General features: G+C 30.5%; 20 protein-coding genes and 1 riboswitch. Of the genes, 7 read left to right on the plus strand and 13 right to left on the minus strand.

Features of this window, described 5'->3' with window-relative positions; translation table 11 throughout:
- Positions 1-115: 115 nt before the first annotated feature.
- From Q4Q35_RS14325 to mnmE, 5 genes are all read right to left on the minus strand, one after another.
- On the minus strand, positions 116-1,810 hold the full coding sequence (locus Q4Q35_RS14325) for a CRTAC1 family protein (RefSeq protein WP_303278678.1): 1,695 nt from the start codon (positions 1,808-1,810) through the stop codon (positions 116-118).
- Complete coding sequence (locus tag Q4Q35_RS14330) at positions 1,810-2,469, minus strand: DUF6796 family protein (RefSeq protein ID WP_303278679.1); 660 nt, start codon at positions 2,467-2,469, stop codon at positions 1,810-1,812. Before Q4Q35_RS14330 ends, Q4Q35_RS14325 begins: the two co-directional genes overlap by 1 nt.
- The gene (locus Q4Q35_RS14335) at positions 2,466-2,945 is read right to left on the minus strand and encodes a DUF2062 domain-containing protein (RefSeq protein WP_303278680.1); all 480 of its coding nucleotides are present in this window, start codon (positions 2,943-2,945) and stop codon (positions 2,466-2,468) included. Before Q4Q35_RS14335 ends, Q4Q35_RS14330 begins: the two co-directional genes overlap by 4 nt.
- A 4-nt stretch (positions 2,946-2,949) precedes the next feature.
- Positions 2,950-3,609 carry a Crp/Fnr family transcriptional regulator gene (locus Q4Q35_RS14340; RefSeq protein WP_303278681.1) on the minus strand — a complete coding sequence of 220 codons (660 nt, stop codon included), beginning with the start codon at positions 3,607-3,609 and terminating at the stop codon, positions 2,950-2,952.
- A 353-nt stretch (positions 3,610-3,962) separates the two neighbouring features.
- The gene (gene mnmE / locus Q4Q35_RS14345; protein ID WP_303278682.1) at positions 3,963-5,387 is read right to left on the minus strand and encodes a tRNA uridine-5-carboxymethylaminomethyl(34) synthesis GTPase MnmE; all 1,425 of its coding nucleotides are present in this window, start codon (positions 5,385-5,387) and stop codon (positions 3,963-3,965) included.
- A 303-nt stretch (positions 5,388-5,690) separates the two neighbouring features.
- Between mnmE and Q4Q35_RS14350 the strand changes: the two genes are divergently transcribed.
- Positions 5,691-6,119 (plus strand): hypothetical protein, encoded by a 429-nt coding sequence (locus tag Q4Q35_RS14350; protein WP_303278683.1) that lies wholly within the window; start codon positions 5,691-5,693, stop codon positions 6,117-6,119.
- 587 nt (positions 6,120-6,706) lie between these two features.
- Complete coding sequence (locus tag Q4Q35_RS14355; protein WP_303278684.1) at positions 6,707-7,138, plus strand: hypothetical protein; 432 nt, start codon at positions 6,707-6,709, stop codon at positions 7,136-7,138.
- Here the strand turns inward: Q4Q35_RS14355 and Q4Q35_RS14360 are convergent.
- The 3 genes from Q4Q35_RS14360 to menD form a co-directional block, all read right to left on the minus strand.
- A complete protein-coding gene (locus Q4Q35_RS14360; RefSeq protein WP_303278685.1) occupies positions 7,130-7,960 on the minus strand; it encodes a CvfB family protein in 831 nt (276 codons plus the stop codon). The genes Q4Q35_RS14355 and Q4Q35_RS14360 overlap by 9 nt on opposite strands.
- A 207-nt stretch (positions 7,961-8,167) precedes the next feature.
- A complete protein-coding gene (locus tag Q4Q35_RS14365) occupies positions 8,168-8,506 on the minus strand; it encodes a DUF2853 family protein (protein ID WP_303278686.1) in 339 nt (112 codons plus the stop codon).
- A gap of 105 nt (positions 8,507-8,611) precedes the next feature.
- Positions 8,612-10,369, minus strand: a complete 1,758-nt coding sequence (gene menD, locus Q4Q35_RS14370; RefSeq protein ID WP_303278687.1) for a 2-succinyl-5-enolpyruvyl-6-hydroxy-3-cyclohexene-1-carboxylate synthase — start codon at positions 10,367-10,369, stop codon at positions 8,612-8,614.
- 330 nt (positions 10,370-10,699) lie between these two features.
- On the opposite strand from menD, the gene Q4Q35_RS14375 reads away from it, so the two are divergent.
- Positions 10,700-10,873, plus strand: coding sequence for a hypothetical protein (locus tag Q4Q35_RS14375; RefSeq protein WP_303278688.1), 174 nt, complete (start codon positions 10,700-10,702; stop codon positions 10,871-10,873).
- A 9-nt stretch (positions 10,874-10,882) separates the two neighbouring features.
- Here Q4Q35_RS14375 and Q4Q35_RS14380 read toward each other — a convergent pair whose 3' ends face one another.
- Positions 10,883-12,010 (minus strand): chorismate-binding protein, encoded by a 1,128-nt coding sequence (locus Q4Q35_RS14380; RefSeq protein ID WP_303278689.1) that lies wholly within the window; start codon positions 12,008-12,010, stop codon positions 10,883-10,885.
- Positions 12,010-12,438: a PaaI family thioesterase gene (locus Q4Q35_RS14385; protein WP_303278690.1), complete on the minus strand. Its 429-nt coding sequence runs from the start codon at positions 12,436-12,438 to the stop codon at positions 12,010-12,012. The genes Q4Q35_RS14380 and Q4Q35_RS14385 overlap by 1 nt, the downstream gene beginning before the upstream one ends.
- A gap of 74 nt (positions 12,439-12,512) precedes the next feature.
- On the opposite strand from Q4Q35_RS14385, the gene Q4Q35_RS14390 reads away from it, so the two are divergent.
- Together Q4Q35_RS14390 and Q4Q35_RS14395 are read left to right on the plus strand one after the other, a co-directional pair.
- Positions 12,513-13,157 (plus strand): alpha/beta hydrolase, encoded by a 645-nt coding sequence (locus Q4Q35_RS14390; protein WP_303278691.1) that lies wholly within the window; start codon positions 12,513-12,515, stop codon positions 13,155-13,157.
- Positions 13,158-13,356: 199 nt separating this feature from the next.
- Entirely contained in the window at positions 13,357-14,241 is an 885-nt protein-coding gene (locus Q4Q35_RS14395) for an AraC family transcriptional regulator (RefSeq protein ID WP_303278692.1), read from the plus strand.
- 8 nt (positions 14,242-14,249) lie between these two features.
- Here Q4Q35_RS14395 and Q4Q35_RS14400 read toward each other — a convergent pair whose 3' ends face one another.
- The gene (locus Q4Q35_RS14400) at positions 14,250-14,741 is read right to left on the minus strand and encodes a PAS domain-containing protein (protein ID WP_303278693.1); all 492 of its coding nucleotides are present in this window, start codon (positions 14,739-14,741) and stop codon (positions 14,250-14,252) included.
- A gap of 106 nt (positions 14,742-14,847) precedes the next feature.
- A riboswitch (cobalamin riboswitch) is annotated at positions 14,848-14,981 on the minus strand.
- 166 nt (positions 14,982-15,147) lie between these two features.
- Here Q4Q35_RS14400 and Q4Q35_RS14405 point away from each other — a divergent pair.
- Positions 15,148-17,220, plus strand: a complete 2,073-nt coding sequence (locus Q4Q35_RS14405) for a DUF3857 domain-containing transglutaminase family protein (protein WP_303278694.1) — start codon at positions 15,148-15,150, stop codon at positions 17,218-17,220.
- On the opposite strand, the gene Q4Q35_RS14410 is transcribed toward Q4Q35_RS14405, so the two are convergent.
- Positions 17,215-17,820: an MSMEG_1061 family FMN-dependent PPOX-type flavoprotein gene (locus tag Q4Q35_RS14410; RefSeq protein ID WP_303278695.1), complete on the minus strand. Its 606-nt coding sequence runs from the start codon at positions 17,818-17,820 to the stop codon at positions 17,215-17,217. The two genes, Q4Q35_RS14405 and Q4Q35_RS14410, sit on opposite strands and share 6 nt — an antisense overlap.
- Positions 17,821-17,971: 151 nt before the next feature.
- Between Q4Q35_RS14410 and Q4Q35_RS14415 the strand changes: the two genes are divergently transcribed.
- Positions 17,972-18,331 carry a hypothetical protein gene (locus Q4Q35_RS14415; protein ID WP_303278696.1) on the plus strand — a complete coding sequence of 120 codons (360 nt, stop codon included), beginning with the start codon at positions 17,972-17,974 and terminating at the stop codon, positions 18,329-18,331.
- Here Q4Q35_RS14415 and Q4Q35_RS14420 read toward each other — a convergent pair.
- Entirely contained in the window at positions 18,324-19,271 is a 948-nt protein-coding gene (locus tag Q4Q35_RS14420; RefSeq protein ID WP_303278697.1) for an NAD(P)H-dependent flavin oxidoreductase, read from the minus strand. The genes Q4Q35_RS14415 and Q4Q35_RS14420 overlap by 8 nt on opposite strands.
- Positions 19,272-19,373: the final 102 nt, after the last annotated feature.

A 19,373-nucleotide genomic window follows, 5' to 3' on the forward strand; every position in this document is an offset into this window, starting at 1 on the left:
ATTTTTTCAATACTTACTTTAGACGACAATCTAAAGCGATTCTTATACTATTACTTATTAAAAATATAACATAAAATGAAGGTCTATACCTCCTCATCTTTATAAATTATAATCTTTAGTCTTGTTGCACATCTTCAATAGTTGTTTCTAAAGTTGTGCTGTGTTTTTCAACTTCTGCTTTTAAATCAACAATGCTATTGATTTTTGGATTATCAATACTAATTTCTTTATTATTCGCCAAGTGAACTTTAAGGTTCAAAATGCTAGACTCTTTACCTAGTCCAAATTGAAGCAATGCTGTTTGGTCGCTTGCTAAACCTTCTCCTGTTACCATCCATTCGGTGAGCGTTTTTGTAGGTGTTGTAATAGTAACTTTTGCTCCTTGTACGTTTACAGATTCTCCTAAATCTACTTGCAAATAATTGTTGGTGCCTCCCTTATTTATATAAGCTAAAGAGGGTGTATTAATATTTACCCAAATCATATCAAGGTAGCCGTCTTGATTAAAGTCACTAACTAAAGAAGTAATCGCAAAATGCGGATTAACGACACCGCTTTTTTCTTCGGTTGGCGCAAAAGTGCCATCTTCTTTTTGAACTAAGAATCTACTTTTTAATCTAAATAATTTATTAGGTGCTAAATCCACATAATTTTCGGCAACCATTAAATCTTGTAATCCATCATTATTCATGTCTGCAAAAGTGCAACCCCAAGAAAATTCGTAATCTGCTATTTTAGTTTCTTCGGCTGTATCTGTGAATTTAAAGTCGCCATCGTTTCTAAAGAGAATCCATTTTTCATTGAATAAAGAGGCGTCTTTTATATCTCCTTTTGCTAACGCTCTTGGTAGGGTACTTCCTGTATTAGAGAACATAAAATCTACCAAACCATCATTATTATAATCACCAACAGCTAATCCCATGGGATAGGCAAATTTTTTGGTTAATGGGTTTGGTTTCATTGTATATGTTAAATCACCATTATTTTTATAGGTTCTAGCTTCACCTGTATCATGAACCACTACTAAATCTAACCAGGAGTCATTATCGATATCAACTAGCACACCTTGAAATGTATTGTGTACATAATCTAATCCAGCAGATTTAGTGATGCTTTTAAATGTATCGTCTCCATTATTGAGTAATAATTCGCTTGTAGAACCATAGGTGTAATCTTCAAAAATGGTTTGCCCTTCCATTAATTCTTTTTTAAGATAAGTGGCGAGGAAAATATCTAAGTCTCCATCTTTGTCTATATCTCCAACGGTAATCCCAGCTGGGTTAGATTTCTCATTCATTGGTGTATCGATAATTTTTTCTGTAAACGTTCCGTTTGTATTATAATAAATACGTAAACCGTCTTCTCTTCCTAAAATAATATCAGAAAAACCATTGTTATCGAAATCGGCTGATACTATACCAACTGTTGTTGTTGTATTTCCTTTTTTAGGCAAATTGACTTCGGAAGATATATCAACAAATTCATTATTTCGGTATGCAAAAATGGCATCTTCTTGATTCATGCCTCCTCCAAAGAACACTTCATCCACATTGTCGTTGTCAATATCTATTAATGCTGCAGGTGCAATTGGTAATGATTTTTCACTATTATATTGATGGTTAAAATTAAGTGTTACTTGTTCAAACAACGGTATTTTATTATCATCTATAGTAATATCATATTTCTCTGAAGCAGCGTCGTTCCAGAAAAACCAAAGAACAACTGCTATTAATGCTACTAAAATTAAACCTATTACGATAAAGGTTTTCTTAAATATACTTAAGAGGTTTCTTGTGTTTTTACTTAACATTATTGTTGGCTTTTTGTTAGTTTACTTAGTTGGTATAATGATAATGTGAAAAGAATAAAATGAGTAACATTCATTAGGATAGGCAGCATATGCTTGCCTATTGATGGTAATAGTTTGCCAATAACTACTAGCAAAATAAGTATAACAATGGGATTGAAAACAGCCATCCATTTTTTGTAATACGTACCTCCTTTTAAAATGGTGATTGCAAAGACAACAGATAGTGTCGCTATTACTATGCGAAGGGCTTGCACTAATACTTCCATATGGTTTGTGTAATGTGCTAATAGGTTTTGATATGTAGAGGCATCCATTGTATCTTTTAAATGAACGACATTACCTATTGAAGCTCGGGAACCAATCCAAACACCGCCTACTGCAAAGGCTACAAAACCAATTGCTAGAACAATTCTTGCCAAGTTTTCGTTGCCAGATTTTAGCATTCTATAAATATGAATGTATCCTGCAAAATAAAAGGGCAACCCTATAACTGCTAAAAAATGTCCTGTAGTAAGATTATCTAATGATACAAATTTGAAAAACTCATAATCTTTAGAATGTTCTAAAATATCTGAAGAATAATGTAATAGGTATTCGCCTAATCCTACAAGAATAGACGCAACAATGCCTAAACACCCTAATATTTTAGTTAGTTTCATTTTGTGGTTAATTGGTTAGTTTTAAGTTTGTCGAAATATGTTAAAATTACTTTCAGAAAAAAGAAAAATATTATACCTGAGGGGATTGCGGTTAGCGTCCACCCGACAAAACCACATAATAATTCATAGGATAAGGTTTTAATTGTATTAAAAAAACTAAGCTCGTAGCTTGCTTTAATAGCTTCAAAAGTAAGTAGTGTGTGTTCTGTACCAAACACCATGGCTCCTAAGTTTATAAATGGAATAAGAACTAAAAACTTTAAAGGTTCAATAATATAGCTAAATGCAATCATTATTGGTAGGTTGAGTCTAAACGGCAAAGCTATACAGGTTAATACTATGGTACTGACACCAAACATTGGAAAAATAGAAACCAACGTAGAAATCACTAAACTCATGGCCAATTGTTTTGGTGCTAAACCTTGTTTAAGTAATGTCTTAAATGTATTCCAAAGCTTAACTAGTTTGGATTTCATCTAACTATTTGGTGTTAGAAATAAATTGAACGTTATAATCTATAACTCCTTCTTTTCGCATTTTGCTTAATACATTACTAACTGTTTGTCTTGACGTATTAGTAAGGTTTGCAATCTCTTTATGGGACAATAAATTTTTAGCAATTGATATGCCTCCATCATTTTTTTCACCAAACTCTTCTAAATAATCTAAAATAAATTCTCTTATTCTTGTTGTACTATCTTTATATAATAAATCGTGAAGTCTTCTTTCTAATTTTTGAATGCGTAGACCATAAATTTTAAGTACGCCATTTTTTAGTGACTTATGTTTTTCCATAAGTTTTTCCATCTGTTCAGATTCTATGTAACAGATTACACAGTCCTCCAGGGCATAAGCTACTTCTTCGGTTGCAGCTTCTTTGTTATAAAGAGAAAGTTCTCCAAAGATATTACCGCGCTTTACAACATATTTTACGGTATTATTTGTCGTGTTTACAATTTTAACACTGCCTCTTTTTAGAAAGAAAACACTATCCTTATGTTTATCATTAAGCTCAATAGATTTGCCTTTTTCAATATTATCCATTTCCAGAATCTCACAGATTTTCATCATGTTGAGCATTCCGAGTTTTCTAAAAAGATTAAAGCCTTCTAAAAACCAATATTTTGTAATTGCTTTCAAGTATAATATCGTAATAGTTACAAAATCAAAGATATAAATTTAAGGTTTGAATAATTATATTAAATTTTTGATAGTTACTTTGGGCGACACATTGGTGTATTTTTGTTTTAAAATTGAGTAAAAAAGAGCATTTTGCAACCAATTGAAAAAAAGTTTAAACAACTTCGATTTCTTCTTTGGAGATTGGTATTATTTAGATTCGATTATTTTATATTTCCAATAACCAATTTATAATATCCTTTCTAGAAAATGTTAATGGCCTTCGTTTGAATATGACAGGAACTTCGAAGTGACATACTTTCGAGTAGATAGTTGATTTTTATTAGCTTAAATTATATTTTTCTGGTAAGTAATTATTTACCGATACAAAAATTAGCAAAAATATTTCCTAATAAATCATCATTAGTAATTTCTCCTGTAATTTCACCAAAATGGTATAATGCTTGACGAATATCTATAGCCAATAAATCGCCTGATAAACCAGAATCTAATCCAGATTTAACTTTATCAATTTCTTCAAATGCTTTTAAGAGAGAATCATAATGACGTGAATTAGTTACTATGGTATCATTATTCCTTAAAGCGCCTGTATTTACAAAACTTAATAAGTGCTCTTTAAGTTCCTCGACTCCTACCCCCTGCTTTGCTGATAGTAACAGACTATGGGATTTCTCGCTAGCGCTCGAAATGACAGAGAGCTCCTTATTTAAAACAGCAACTGCATTTTCTGAAAGTTTATCAATTTTATTGGCAATAACAATTAAGGGTTTTTGTGGATATTTATTTTTAATCTTTTCTATCTCTATCTTAATACTTTGAGATTTCTCACTAGCGTTCGAAATGACATCCGATTCAAAAAGATAAACAACAACTTGCGCTTGTTCTATCTTTTCAAAGGTCTTTTTAATCCCTATACTTTCTACCACATCTTTGGTATCTCTTATTCCGGCCGTGTCTATAAATCTGAAACCGATTCCTCCTATAGATATTTCATCTTCAATAGTATCTCTGGTAGTCCCTGCTACATCACTTACTATAGCACGTTCTTCATTTAAAAGTGCATTTAAAAGCGTCGATTTCCCAACATTAGGTTCTCCCACTATAGCAACCGGAATACCATTTTTAATAACATTACCTACGGCAAATGAATCTATCAGGCGTTTAAGTACAAACGTAATACGTTCTATTAAATCTTTAAACTGGGTTCTATCGGCAAACTCAACATCTTCTTCGGCAAAATCAAGTTCTAATTCTATTAAAGATGCAAAATTTAAAAGTTCTTCGCGAAGCTTAGCAATTTCAGACGAAAAACCACCACGCATTTGTTGCATAGCTATTTGATGGGATGCTTCATTATCACTAGAAATTAAATCTGCTACAGCTTCTGCCTGGCTTAAATCCAGTTTGCCATTTAAAAATGCTCTTAACGTAAACTCACCAGCTGTTGCCATTCTGCATCCCTGACGCAAAAATAATTGAATAATTTCTTGCTGAATATAATTTGATCCGTGACACGAAATCTCAACCACATTTTCGCCGGTATATGAGTTAGGGTTTTTAAAAACCGATACCAATACTTCGTCTATAGTTTTGTTTCCATGTATAATATGCCCTAAATGAATAGTATGTGTGGCTTGTTTACTTAGCTTTTTTCCTGAAATTGATTTAAATTGACTTTCTACAAAATCTATGGCATTTTTTCCAGATAATCTTATAATAGCTATAGCTCCAGCTCCTGATGGTGTTGCTAAAGCTACTATGGTTTCTTGATTAATCATCTGGCAAAAATACTAAATTTGAAACGCTAATTCCTACAACTTAAACTACAAAAAGTATTTTTTATAAAATAGTTCAACCTTATATATAATAAATATTTTTTAATATTTTAACATAAAAATTAAAAAAAATATAACCAATTTTACATTACAGTAAATTATCCGCAATAATATAACCAACTGATATTTTATCTTGAATATATAATGTGTTCATATTATATTTGTTACTTGTCGATCTATTTATATTAGATTAACAAAAATTATAACTTCCAGTCTCTCAATCTCTAACAAAAGAAGTATAATTATATGAAAATTGCTGAATCTGATTTTTCAAATCATATTGTGAAATCTACACAAAAGGAATTAGGTAATATATTCTTTTTTAACCACATTGCCGTTATAGAATTTAACGAAGGCGTACATATCGATATTAATAATTCCAATGAAATTTTTGAAGAACTAATAAACTTTTTTGGTAATTCAAGACCATTTGGAATAGTTGCTAATAGAATAAACTCTTATTCTATAAATCTATTGGATGCAGACTTATTTAAAAAAAAGATTTCGAATCTATGCCATTATGCAGTGGTTGGACATAATAGGGCCAGTAAAATGAATGCAGAAATAGAGAATAGCTTCTGTAATTTTAATAAAATTAATTATGACTGTATTCATGAAGCTATGACTCATACTTATGGCAAAGTAAAAAAAGACATTTTACTTTCTTTACACTGAACTCATCTTGACTTTTTGTTTTTAACCGAAAATGAGATAAAATTTGTTCAGATGAGACACTTTTTGAAAAGCATAGCATAGCTAAGCATAAAAAAAGTAACGAAATATGGGCGAATTTTAGCCGTTTTTTAGGAAATAGAAAAAGTCAAGATGAGTTCACTAAATAAAACACTCACTTATAATATTTAATTTGCTAAATAATAGCACTGCTATATTTTTATTTATTTATAAAAATTCCTTCCTATACTTCTGGTATTTAAACACATGCAAATATTAAAATCCTATACAATAAGCATTTCTCTTGTAAGATTAGTAAATAAATTCATACTATTTTGTTTTTGTTTAAATAAGTAATTGTCAATATTTATTAATAAAACCGTGTTTTTTTTAAAAAAAACATTAGTTATTTAAACTTTTTAAAACAAACCCAATAAATTATTGAATTTTAAATAATAATAAAAAACACTACAAATATATTATGCAAGCATAGTATATTTGTAGGCTGAAAAATTAAATAACAAAACTAACTGTACCACAACAATTTAAACCATAAAAAATTTAAAAAAAAGCATCTATAAATTAAGAACATGAAAACAATTGAGTCTGAAATCTCTAACCATATTTTAAAAACTAAAAAAAAGGATTTGGGTACGATATTCTTTTTTAATCATATGGCTATTATTGAATTTAATGAAGGAGCACATATAGATATTAATAATTCTAATGTTTTTTTTGATGAATTTAAATCATATTTTGGTGAATCAAGACCATTTGGTGTTGTTACAAATAGAATAAACTCTTATTCTGTAAAATTGATGGATATAGATTTATTTAGAAATAAAGCAAAAAACTTATGTGCTTACGGCGTTGTAGGACACAATCTTGCCAGTAAAATGAATGCAAAGATTGAAAGTGATTTTTGCATATCTGATGATAAAATTGATTATGACACTTTATATGAAGCTATGGACAGTGTTTATAGCAAAGTAAAACAAAAACTTATTACTACATTAAACTAAATAAATACCATCAGGTTTTATTTCCAAAAGTTTTTGTTTGTATAAGGTACCAACTGCTTTTTTAAAACTTTTCTTGCTCATTTGGAGCATATCTTTTATAACTTCAGGATTCGATTTATCTGTAAGGTTTAAATACCCGCTGTTATCATGAAGCTCATTCATAATACGTTCTGCATTAGGTTCTATATTTCTATAGCCTATTTTCCCTAAGACAATATCTAGTTTATTTCCGGGACGTACTTTCTTAACAACACCTTTTAATTTATCGCCTACGCTTAGGTCTGAAAATATAACATTCTTATAAATGAGTCCAGAATGTATTTTGTTTACTATAACATTCATTCCTATGTCTGAAGGATGCGATACAATTAAATCAACTTCATCAAATTCATTTACCGTGAGTTCTTTGTTATCTAAAAACCTATTTGTTTTGCTTGAAGCTACTAACCTATTGGTTTTTTCATCCAAATAACAATGTACCAAATACCAGCCTCCTGGTTTCATTTTAAAAGCTTGTTCTTTAAACGGACAAAATAGTTCTTTAACCAACCCCCAATCTAAAAAGGCACCATAATCGGTAACTTGATTACAACGTAACAATGCAAAATCATCACGTTTAATATATGGCATATCTGTGGTAGCAACTGGGCGTTCCTCATTATCTAAATACACAAAAACTTCTAGTTTGTCCCAAATTTTAAAAGACTCAGGCACATACCTATTAGGTAATAACACTTCATTATCTTCTTCATCAATTAAATACACACCATGATCTGTTTCACGAAATATATCTAATGTATTTATCTGTCCTAAATGTATCATGGGGCAAAGGTAATGATATTAGATTGAGTTTTTTTGCTTGAAAATAAAGAATTTCTTGAAATGAAATACTCTTACTTTAGAATTGTAAAGACACAAGATATTTCGTTGGTTACAACTTAATAAATGAAACCCAGAACTCAATTCATGGTACAAAAAAAGCACTACAATAATTGTAATGCTTAAATTAAATATCTATATGAAAATTGACTAATAAACAGATTCTTTTTTGAAATGTTTAGTCAGTAAATAATATACAACTGCTCTGTATTTATTACGATTAGATTGTCCATATTTGTCCATTACAGCAGCAATACCTTTATCTAAATCAGCACTGTCTTTTAATCCTAATTTTTTAATTAAAAAGTTATTTTTTACTGTAGCAAGTTCAGATTCGTCTGAACCGGAAACTGTTGAGGAATCTGCATTATAAATTGATGGACCACAACCAATAGTAACTTTAGTTAATAAATCCATGTCTGCATTAACGCCGCATTTATCTTTTAAATCTGCAGCATACTTTGCAATAAGTTCATCTCTTTTACTCATAATAAATAATGTGTTAAGTGTGTTTGTAAAATAATTATATTAATAACTGTTTTAAAGATAACTGTTTTTTAGACACAACAAATTAGAGAAAGTCACATAATTATATTAATCTATATATTTAAAGTACTCTAAAAGGATCTCGTCATTAAGATCTTTTGGCGTAAAAACCTCTAATAATTTAGGTTGGTTATCTTCTGAATAAAATGATTTTAACATCATTTTCAAAGCCATGTCATCTGAAGCCGATTCATATTTTAAACCATACATGTTACACAAATGCTCTGCTGTTAACTGGTGATTCGTTTCAAAATAGGTGTCAAAATTTTCGGTGTTTTTATGACCTGGAAGAATTCTAAAAATCCCTCCTCCTTGGTTATTAATAACAATGATTCTAAAATTATCAGGAATGTAATTATTCCATAAGGCATTGCTATCGTATAAAAAACTTAAATCGCCCGTAATTAAAGTCGTTTGTTTATTGTTTGCAACTGCGCAGCCAATAGCTGTAGATGTGCATCCATCAATACCACTGGTACCACGATTACAAAACACCTGTAATGTTTTATTTAAATCAAATAATTGTGCATAGCGTACGGTAGAACTGTTTCCTAATTGTAAAATAGTATTGTTTGGTATTGAATCTAATATAACATCGAAGGCTTTTAAATCACAAAATTCTATATTATTTAAGTAATTATCGTGTTTTATAAGTCTCGATGCTTTTATACCATCCCAGTAAAGCCTGTAATTACTTTTAACTGGTTTTGTTTCTGGTAAAAATTTAGAAAAAAAGTGATTCGGTGTGGTTTCTATAAAATTACTTAAACTAAAAAAAGTGTCGTTCGCTTTCTTTAAATCGACATGCCAATGGTGTTGTGGTTTATATTTTCTTAAAAAAGCTTTTATTTTTTTAGAAACTATTAAACCTCCAAAAGTTAGTAAAATATCCGGTTGAAGCATGTTAAACCCTTCATCGTCTAAAGGAGCTATTAACTTATCTATACTTGGGAAAAAATCATTATGATAAATATTAGATGTCGTTTCTGTAAATACAATAACACTGTTATCCGTTGCCAGCATATCTAACCAGCGTTGTTCTATTTGATTAGGATAATTAACACCAACAACGACCATTTTTTTCGAAACTGCATTCCAATCTTTTATACAAGCAGTCAAAACAGCATCATCAACTTGTAACGGTTCATTTTCTGGAGTAGTTGATTTAGGACTTACAGATAATTCATCTACCATATCATATAAAGGCTCTTCAAATGGCGCATTAATATGAACAGGCCCCTTTTTAAGAAGGGTCATATTTATAGCCTTACCGATTTCCTCTTCATTATATTCTTGAATGGTTTTCTTTAACCCGAGTAGCGTTTCAACCTTATCTTCCAGGTTTTTAAAAATGGGTAACTCTTCTACTACATCATTGGTATTTTCTTCTTTTAAATCTAGTTTTAAATTAGCCGAATATAAAATATGGGTTTCAAATACATTTTTTTGGTTAATAGTTTGTCCGTCGCCAACCCCTATTAAATGCTTGGGTCTGTCTGCCGAAAGTACAATTAAAGGAATATCACTATAAAACGCTTCGGCAACAGCAGGATAGTAATTTAACAATGCACTACCAGAAGTACAAACAACTGCTGTAGGTTCTTGGAGTTGCTGAGCGATTCCTAAAGCAAAAAACGCAGCACAACGCTCATCTACAACACTATAGCATTTAAAATAATTATCGTTAGAAAAGCCTATGGTTAACGGGGCATTTCTACTACCCGGAGAAATAACAATATGTTTAACACCCTTTTTTTTATATAGCTGTATAACAGTTTGGGCTAGTGGGATTTTTGGATAAATCATGTAGTAATAATCTAGGCGCTAAAATAACAAATAGGCAGAAATACTTAGCAACAAAACGTTTTTAATTATTATTGTTTTTGCCTTTTACTGTCTCTCAAGGTAAAGTCTCGCCAGAATATTCAAGCTAGTTTCAATATTAAGAATTCATATAAAAACATATAAAGCAAGATTGGAAAAGTCTATAATTTATATGGTGGATACATTTGTTTTATCATTTAGATACTTAAAACATTGCTTTTAGTAACAGAAAAGTTTGAAAAATCATTTTTGTAGTATTTCTAAAGGCATACATACTTAAAAACAAATTATTAATAATTAAAAACGAATATTATGAGAATAACATCTGGCACAGAACACAATAAAACACCAAAAGACATAGGTTTTAATAACAAAAAATATAATTATGTCCACCGACAAAGAACATATCGATTTCATCCTCATTATATTCCGGGGTGGTTTTCTTTAATTCAGGTGTGGTTTCAATTTTATTTTCCGGATTTTTGAAATACAAAATCACAAAACATTTTTAATTATCAAAGATTTAGATACTGTTTCCTGCCATTCTTTTTCCGGAACAGAATATTTTGTAATACCGCCACCAACATAAATAATAGCCTCTTTATTCTTTAGTTGCATACACCTTAAGTTTACATACAATCGGGTACTCTTTTTATTGATGGTGTACGCTCTGTTTTCAATATTGCGTTTTGCAGATCTTGACTCTAATTTGGTTGCCATATTAAGTTCTCCTAAAAAACCGGTATAAAATGCCCTGTTATAAGATTCATTTTTTAAAATAAATTGTTTTGCATCATGTTTTGGCAAACCACAAACAGCAGGTGTTGGATGCAATACAGAAACAACCTCTTTTAAGTTTGATTCTGGTTTTAAACGGGCAGAAATCATCGTTTTTAAATGCAGTAAATTACCAGCCTTGACTGTTTCGACATCAGATACTTTAAAACTCTCGACCGAAGGCTTTAAATTGTCGATAATAAAATCAGTAACAAATTGCTGCTCTTCTTTTTCTTTATCCTCCCAAACCACATCTAAAGTACCTTTATAATCTTGCGTACCTGCCAACGCCATAATTGAAAATCGATTTCCTTCAATTTTTATTAGTGTTTCTGGCGTAGCTCCTAGCCACAACCCTACTTGTGGATGATACCAGCAATACACAAATGCCGATGTATAAGCGCACAACAGACTTTTAAAAACAGATATGGGATTAGGGTCTGCAATGGTAACGGTTTCCTGTCTGGAAAGCACTACTTTTTTTAATTGATTATTAGCAATAGCATCAACACCTTTTTTAATTAAATTGATATGTTGCTGCTTTTCTTTTGAATCTTCGGTAGTACTTCCTTCTTTTTTATCTGTAAGTTCGATATGACTCTCAATATCTGTAACGTCGGCAAATATGTTCTCAGAGTCTCTTAAAGGTATTAAAACTGTTTTTTTAGTATCATCGAAGGGAGAAAACACAAAGCCTTCTTCTACAAAATCGTTTGTGGTATGTAAATCGTTTGTCTGTTGTAACAACACACTTACCCGGTTCTCATTTGGTTTTCTATAAGCTACAAAAGGTAATTTACTATTGTATTGCGTTTCTAAACGTTTAAAAAAAGATGTCAACGTCATTAACGGTCTCTTTTTGGTAAAGCAATAGTCGATAATTTACAAATTGAAATTAAATTATCGGCCTCGTCTGTAACTCGTATATCTAATAATTGTGTTGTTCTGCCTTTATGTAAAAAAGTTGCTTTGGCATAAACAAACCCTTCTTTTATACTTTTTATATGATTTGCTGTAATTTCTATACCTCTCACAAAGAATTTTTCGGTATCTATAAAAATATGCGATGCAAAACTGCCAACACTTTCAGCCAAAGCTACAGTAGCACCTCCATGTAATACGCCATCTGGTTGGTGTACTCTTGAGTTTACAGGCATTTTAGCTATTAAAAAGTTATCTCCGTAATCTATAACTTCAATACTCAAGGTTTCCATTAAAGTATTTTTACAAGCGGCATTTGCCTGGGCCAAAACTTTTTCCTTAGATAATTGCATAGAATAATTTATTTTTAAGAACTTGTTTTAACAAGTTAAATATCCGAAACAAAAGTACAAAACCTGTTTAAGAAATGAATTCCAGTGAAAAAGAAATATCATACCAAACTACAAATACTTATTCTACTTTAAATATATTAACCGATAAAACAAAGTATGTTTGGTTGGTGTGCCATGGTATGGGGTATTTAAGCAGGTATTTCTTAAAATATTTTAAGCAACTTAATGCTGAAGAAAATTATATTATCGCCCCACAGGCAAGTAGCAAATATTATTTGCATTCAAAATTTAAACATGTTGGGGCCAGCTGGTTGACTAAAGAAAATACACTAAGGGAGACCGAAAACGTGATGCGTTATCTGGATGCTGTTTTAGAATCCGAAAATATTTCTAAAGATAAAAAACTAATCATTTTTGGATATTCGCAAGGCGTGAGCATTGCAACTCGTTATGTAGCAAAAAGGAAATTACAATGCAGTCAATTGGTATTACATTCGGGAGGTATTCCTAAAGAATTAGTTGTCGAGGATTTAAAATTCTTAAAAGCTAAAGTATCATTGATTTACGGCAAAGATGATGACTATATAAATAAAGAACGTATAATGCTTGAAACTAAACGAGCTTCTGAATTATTTGGAAACCACGTAAGTATTATACCATTTGATGGTGTACATGAAGTTAATGTGGAGCTGATTAATAATATTACTTATCATTCTTGACCTACCTCTATAAATCAAATCAAAAAAGTTAAAACATTAATTTTTGGTTTCTTATATGTGTATTCTTAAGAAGGCAGGAATTTATAATTTAGTTTCAATTTAAAAGATTCCTGTCTGCGAAGGAATGAACACATTCAGCAAGTTTGGAAAAGTTTATACTAGTATTAGTGAATACATTTGTCACATCAATACGATAAAAATGACACTGAAACAAAACAACAAAGCGTTTTATAATCAAAAACTAAATGTAATTATAGAGTATATACATAATCATTTAGACAGCAAAATAGATATTAAGACGTTGGCTGAGATCTCACATTTTTCGCCGTTTCATTTTCATCGTATTAGTAGAGCGTTATTAGGAGAACCCATAGGGGCATACATTTCTAGAACACGTGTAGAAACTGCTGCAAAAATGATTCGTTATACTTCTTTGGACATTGAAAGCATTGCTTATAATGTTGGTTTTGAAACACCATCGTCATTATCTAAAAAGTTTAAAAATCATTTTGGGGTGTCTCCTACCGCGTATCGCAAAAACAAATTATTTACAATTAAAAAAACGAATACCATGGAAACGACATCCAGTGCTAAACACAATAAAAATTTAAATATTAAAAAACCCAAAATCTTAGATATAGAAGACAAAAAATGTATGTACATCCGTATGCAAGGTGCTTATCAATCTTTAGATTATCCTTCGGCTTGGAAAAAACTTTGGGAGCAGGTAAAAGAACAAAAGTTATTTACAGCTGGGATTGAACATATAGGGCTAGCACACGACGATCCGAAAGTAACCGACGAAGATAAAATTAGATACGATTCTTGCCTAATAATACGTAAAGATGCAAAAGCCACTGGAGATATTGGAGTTAAAACACTTAAAGGCGGTAAGTTTGCAACGTTCTTATACCAGGGAAATTATGAATGTTTTTCAGATGTTTACGACTATATTTTTAACGAATGGTTATTAAACAACGACTACGAATTGCGCGATGAAGTTGTTAGGGAAAAATACATTAGTAACCCAGAACGGGTAGAGCCTCATAAACTTAAAACGGAATTTTATATCCCGATAAAATAGAGATGATTTTAAAGTCTAACTTCTTTTTCTAAAGCTAAAAGGTGTGTTGTAGCATTTGTAGCATCTTTAAGAGGGTAGATTTCAATATTACAATAATACATCTCTCCATTTTTTCTATAATTAGCAATGGTTTCTTTAAAATGAATATCCTCTTTTAAATAACCGCGTATATTGTTTAAAGTTTTGGGAGATGTATCTTTACCCTGTAAAAAATTAGGTTTTTTTCCTTTTGCATATTTAGCAGAATATCCTGTCATTTTTGTAAACCCCTTATTTACCCACTGAATTTCTTGTTTGAAATCGGTTAAAACTAAAGCTTGAAACTCTTTATTGGTTATTATAGTTTCAACATCAAAAGACCAATCAAATTTGTTTTTGAAACTATTTAAAACCTCAATTTCTTCATGCTTCATAAAATCAGTAGCTTGTTCTACTAAATGCATTGAAAAAATATCCCAACATTTTAAAGGACCTCGAAGTAGATGTGGTTTCTTTTTCATTGCTTCTGTATTTTGTGCAGGGATAAAAGGAGCTAGACACCAACTAAGTAAAATAACTTAAGTTGAACATTACGTTTGTCTTGATTTGCCTTGAATCACAAAAGCACTATTATCAACTTTAAAGGAAAGTGTCTGGCTTGCAATGAATTACTATTACTTACAGTTGCGCGGCAGCTTGTAATTTTAACACAACCCTTTAGTAATTTAGTGTTTAACTAAACCTTTAAAAGAATACTCAAATATATGGCTTTTTTAGAATTAAAAGACACTCAACATATATTTAACCAGACTTTGTTGGCAAACCATTTTTTGAGCTAATGAATTTAATTCTTTGCAATATTTATCATATAAAGTTTGTGAGTAAATAACAAACAATTACATTTACATAGGTAAAATTTCACAGTTTATGAGACACATTTTTATTGGCTTATTTGTTAGTTTTAGTTTTTTTTCAAAAACGTATTCTCAAGTAACAAAAGAAATTGAGCCTTCTTGGATAGATGAGATAAGTTATTCAACATCTGAAATAGATAAAAGTGAGGTAGCTGCTGGAACGTATATTCTACTTTTTGATACTCAAATAAATATACCAAAACAGACATTATTTAACAGACTAACAACTAAAATCACTGATAATGTTGGTATTCAAAATGCCTCTACTATTAATATTAGTTATGATCCGAGCTATCAAAAGTTAAAATTTCATAAAATAAATATTATTAGAAACGGTAAAGTTATAAACAAACTAAATGTTTCTAATATTCAAGTTATGAGGCGTGAACTGAATGCCGAAAACTATTTGTATGATGGCTCCTTATCTGCAGTAATGAACATTTCTGATGTTAGAACAGATGACATCATAGATTATTCATACTCAATTGTTGGTTTTAATCCAATCCACAAAAACATCTTCTCAAGCAATTTTTATTTAAATAATTTTGAATCTGCTGGAAAAATAAATGTTACTCTTTTATCAAAAAATAAGTTAGAATATAAATCTTTTAATACATCTATTAAACCTATAATTTCTAAAATAAATAACCTACATAAATATCATTGGGAAACTACCAATACCAAAAAGTTAGATTACGAAGAAAACACTCCCTCTTGGAAACTCATTTATGAATCTGTTTTTGTTAGTGAAATTAATTCATGGAAAGATGTAGTAAGTTGGGGTGTAGATGTTTACACAATAAGTAAAAATGTTGACTCTGATCTACAAGCTAAGATTGATGAGATTAATTCCAGCGATAAAACAACTGGGGAAAAAATAAAATCTACTTTAAACTTTGTACAAAATGAAATAAGATATTTAGGTTTAGAATCTGGGATTGGAAGTTATAAACCATTTTCTCCGAATCAAGTTTTTAATCAACGATTTGGAGATTGTAAAGATAAGAGCTTATTAATGGTTACTATGCTAAATAAAATGAATATCGAAGCATATCCTATGTTTGTAAATACGTCTTTAAAGCAAACCATAAAAGATTTACTACCATCTCCTAAATTTTTTGATCATTGTGTTGTAAAAGTAATACACCAAAAAAGTAGCTTTTACTATGATCCTACAATTTCTAATCAGGGAGGAGATTATGATAGCACTTATTTTCCAGACTATAGGTTTGGTTTAGTAATAAAAGAAGGAAACGACGATTTTGACGAAATCGCTCCTTATTCAGAAAATAAGGTAGAAACACAAGAAGAATATACTATTAAAGAAGTTGGCAAAGGAGCTCGTTTAAAAGTAGTAACTACTTATTATGATTCTGAAGCTGATAATATGCGTAATTATTATAAAAATAATAGTATGAATTCTATTCAGAAAGAATATGAAAAATTCTATTCTAGCTATTATTATAATGTATCATCTGTAGAGAAGCCAAAATTTAAAGATGAATTATATAGTAATATTTTTAGAGTATTTGAAGAATATCAAATAGATAGTATTTGGCAACCAATGTTAGAAAAGGAAAATTATATTTCTGTATCCTTTACTCCTAGTAGCCTTTTAAATACTTTATATATGCCAACGAAAGATAAAAGAACTACAGAGTTATTTATGGCATATCCATTAATTAGAGAACATAAAATTAAAATTAACCTACCAACACATTGGGGTATTGAAAATGAGAAACTATATGTAAACTCACCGGGTTTTTATTATGAATGGAAAGTCGACTATGACGAAAAACAAAAAGTAGTTGATCTTTATTATTATTTAAAAACTCAAAAAGACTATATCACTAAGAAAGAATATAAACAATATATTCAAGATATAAAAAAAATAGACCGAACTACCGGTTATTCAATTTATATTCCTGAAAATTTTTCAGTATCTAATTTTTCATCAAATAACAATGGCTTTTTTGACGGTATAATTGTTATAGTAAAGTTTCTAATTTTACTTGGTGTACTTGTAGTTATAGGGTTATTTATATTTTGGTATTTAGGGAAGAAAAAGGAAAATCAAAAATTATAAATCCTTTTCGTACCGCTTAATCATATCTTCTCTGGATTCAGGAACTTCACTAGCCCCTAATTGGTCCTTTAACATTTGCCCCATAGTTGGAAACGATTTTCTATCAATCTTCGCCCCTTCATCCCATAATTTAGAACGCATAAAGGCCTTGGCACAATGCAAAAACAATTCTTCAATCGTAACAACAACACATGCTTTAGGCTGATTTTTATCTGAAGCAAACAATTCTAAATATCGATCATCTTTACTAATAAAAGCGCGACCATTAACACGTAGTGTTTCGTCTATTCCTGGTATTAAAAATAATAAACCAACTGTACCGGTTTCCAAAATATTACTTAAGCTATCTGTAATATTATTTCCTTTAGCATCAGGAATTACGATTTCATTCTTATTTAATACTTTAACAAACCCAGGGGTTCCACCTCTAGGTGAAGCATCTAGTTTATTCTCAATATTGCATGTAGACATAACTAAAAAAGAAGACTTTTCTATAAAATGAATAGCATGTTTTTCTAAGGTAGTAAGTACTTTATTTTTAGATCTTCCACTAGGAAAACCATATAAATCACGCAGTTGAGCTTCTGTTTTTATTTGCATTAATTGTGATCAAGAATTTGATAATCAAAAATAGTTATTATAACATTAAAAAGCTCCTGCTATCAAATAAAATTGTATTTCAACAAGTTTTTGTTAGTCTGGTCGTAAAAATTATATAAACTTATACCATAAAGACTAAACATAACATTTAATGAAAACTATTATTATAACTTTAGTATTATCCTTTACAGGTTTATGTCATGCACAATTTATATCAACTGATGATAAACTACACTTTGGAGCAGGTGCCTTAATATCGGCAACAACATATACGGTTGTTTATACTACAACAAAAGACAAGAAAAAAGCTTTTTGGTTTAGCTTAGGAGCTTCTGCACTGGCTGGTTTAGCTAAAGAGGTTTACGATAGTAATAAAGAACTTAACCGTTTTGATACCGGCGAACTAGTAGCTACTTCCTTAGGAGGTTTAACTGCCAGTACTACTATTAGCTTATTTGTTGGCAAAAACAAAAACAAGAAAAAAAGAAGAAATGTAGCCTTGGTCAATTAACCAAACGATCAATAATACTCTTTGTTGGGAGAATTTTTTTGGTATGCTCAATGCTAGGTCCAGCTACCCAAACCGTTTTATAAGTTGCTTTAGTAGCCGCATTTTTTGTGGCGTTCATACCTATAGAAAACCGAATCATTTTAACCCATTTTTTAAGTTTTCTATTTTTATTCAATACGGACTCTAACCAAGTTTGTTTAGTACCTATTTTTTGAACGTAAGGTGTATTAATAACAGTACACGGTGTTCCAGAAATACGTTCAGTCATAACAATATCTTTAGCGCCATAATCAACACAAGCTTGCTTGTATTCATCTGTAACATAAGCTTCTACAGAGGCTATAAAAGGGCTTCCCACCGATACTCCTGCGGCTCCATACCCTAACATTCTATCAATATCTACCTTACTACCAACACCACCAGCAGAAATTATAGGTATATTACAACTAGAACTTAATTCTTTAATTAAGTCTTCTGGTGATTTATCGCCTCGGTGACCTCCTGCCTGATTGTTTACAGCTATAATGGCATCTGCTCCAAGTTGTTCTACTTTTTTTGCAAATTTCAAATCTACCACATCACAAAACACTTTAATACCAACTTTATGTGCTTGATTAATCGTTTCTTCCGGACTTCCTAAAGATGTGATAATAAAATCACACCCCTCTTCACAAATTACTTCTAACTGTCCTTTATATTTAACATTGGATTTATTAACAATTAAGTTAAACCCGAAAGAACCACCTTCTACCCTATTTGCTTTTAATTCTTTTATGGCCGAGCGTAATTCTTCAAGTGTTCTATAATTAAGAGCAGGAATACAACCAGCAATACCACCTTTCATTGCTTCTGTAACCATGGCTACATTAGACACTAAAAACATGGGGGCTTGAATTATTGGATGCTTAATGCCAAGAAGTTCTGTAAGCTTTGCTTCCATTTTAAAAATAATTTAAACAAATATAATAAATATTATGCATGCATAGTAATTAATGTTTATTTAAATTATTTTTTGGAAACCTTTTAAATTACATTAACAAAC

It is taken from the genome of Flavivirga aquimarina (genome assembly GCF_030540835.1).
Lineage (GTDB): Bacteria > Bacteroidota > Bacteroidia > Flavobacteriales > Flavobacteriaceae > Flavivirga > Flavivirga aquimarina.